General features: G+C 28.7%; 3 protein-coding genes. All 3 read right to left on the reverse strand.

Features of this window, described 5'->3' with window-relative positions; translation table 11 throughout:
• On the reverse strand, nt 1-638 hold a 638-nt coding region (locus F3G75_RS09220), incomplete at its 3' end, for a glycosyltransferase family 2 protein (protein ID WP_149717342.1).
• Between the two features lie 10 nt (nt 639-648).
• Nucleotides 649-1,401, reverse strand: coding sequence for a glycosyltransferase (locus F3G75_RS09225; protein ID WP_149717343.1), 753 nt, complete (start codon nt 1,399-1,401; stop codon nt 649-651).
• Nucleotides 1,394-1,851, reverse strand: a 458-nt coding sequence (locus F3G75_RS09365; RefSeq protein WP_508610345.1) for a glycosyltransferase, incomplete at its 5' end; no start/stop codon positions are given. The genes F3G75_RS09225 and F3G75_RS09365, both read right to left, overlap by 8 nt.

The following is a 1,851-nucleotide window of genomic DNA, read 5'->3' on the forward strand; positions in this document are numbered from 1 at the left end:
GTTCTATAGTGATAAAATGGTTTTGCAATGTGAGTAATTTTTTTTGCCCAATAAACAAGCTGTAAATTTACAAAACTATCTTCACAGTGTGAAAAATATGGAAATTCAACATTTTCATAAAGCTCTCTTTTAACCAATTTATCACACATGGAAACAGAAATTTCATGAGATAAAATAGCTTTTACAAAGTTCAAATTAGACTTTGGGTAATTTTTTGTATAAAAAAAACTTTTTACAACGCTTTTTTTATTAAATTCTTTAATATAGTCAAAACAAACTATGTCTGCATAACTTTTTCTAGCTTCACTCATCAAAGAACTTACCATATCTTTATCGACCCAGTCGTCACTATCTACATGTAAAATGTATTTGCCACTTGATATTTTCAACCCACTTTTTCTAGCTTGCGGTAAGCCTTCATTTTTTATTTTATTAATGATTTTTACATGGCTTTTTCTATTTGGGTATCTTTCAATAATGTCCTTTAAAATTTTCATAGAACTATCTGGAGTGCAATCATTTACAAAAATATACTCTATATTGTTATAGTCTTGCTCTAAAAGCGTAGTTGCACATTTTTCTATATATTTCTCCACATTATATATGGGAACTATTATAGAAACACCATAGTCTTTCATTTATATATCTTTATAATTTTCTAAAATTTTTAATAAGTCTTAAAATAAATAGAGTAGTTTGCACAAATTTATTTTCGCCCATCACCACCTGAACTCTATAAAATTCACAAAGAGCTCCTAACATATCAATACTACTAACTCCATAATTTGAAAATTTACCTACAACACTTTTTACAACTTTTATCTTTGCCCCATAATTTGCAGCAGTCAATACAAATAGCTGATCTGCCGCTATTGGAAATTTTCTTGAATAGTAACCAAGTTTTTGATGAAGACTTGTGCGGTATATTGAGCCTACAGCATGTCCAGAGATGTAGTGAGCTTGTGCCTTTAGCCATCTTGGTCCACCATTTGGCTCAATTTTGCCATTATTAGTATCAATACAAGCTGTTATTATGTCTACACCATCCCCCATGGCTTTCTTATAATCTTTAATAGCATTTGAATAAAGCTCATCATCAGCACCGATAACAAGATAGAATTCTCCATTACAAGCTTTTATGCCTCTATTTAAAGCATCATAAATCCCAAAGTCTTCGCCCGAAATTACTTTTATATTTATCCCGCCAGTATTTTTTAAAATTTCTAAAGTCTTATCGCTAGACACTCCATCAGAAATGATCCACTCAAAATCTTTATCGACTTGCTCTTGTAGACTTTTTATTAATCTAGGTAAGAATTTTTCTACATTATAAGTTGCGGTAATTACACTAAGTCTTGTGGGTCTTTCTTCATAATTTTTATAGTAGATATCTTTATTCATTGGTTTCTTTTAATATGTTATTCACCTCATCAGTCTTATTTAATAATTTTTCTATCAATCTTAATAGATCTTTTGAATAATTATCGAAGCTTAACTCTTTATAAAAAAAATCTATGCAAGCTTTATTAATATGCCGAGATGGTTTAAAGTGTTCTAATATAACTGGAATTTCTTCTATACTTTTTATAGAAAAACCTAAATTATTCTTTTTAATACTCTCATCCAAAATTTTATTTTTTGTAGTTATAATTGGTAATCCATTTTGCAAATAAGTACTTATTTTCCCAGAAGCTAGCCCAATAAATTCAATATTTTTTCCCGTATATTTATTGGCAAAATTAGGACAATATGTTGCTAACCCCAAATCTGCACAATGTAATATTTTATGCATATCGCCAGTATCTTTTATTTTTATATTTGAAAAATATACTTTCTTATTCTTGTATTTAG

The organism is Campylobacter concisus, assembly GCF_902460705.1.
Classification (GTDB): Bacteria; Campylobacterota; Campylobacteria; order Campylobacterales; family Campylobacteraceae; genus Campylobacter_A; species Campylobacter_A concisus_Z.

What these genes read in the sequence shown, in the direction of transcription:
- F3G75_RS09225 (WP_149717343.1), bottom strand. Translation starts at nt 1,401, where the DNA reads ATGAATAAAGATATCTACTATAAAAATTATGAAGAAAGACCCACAAGA.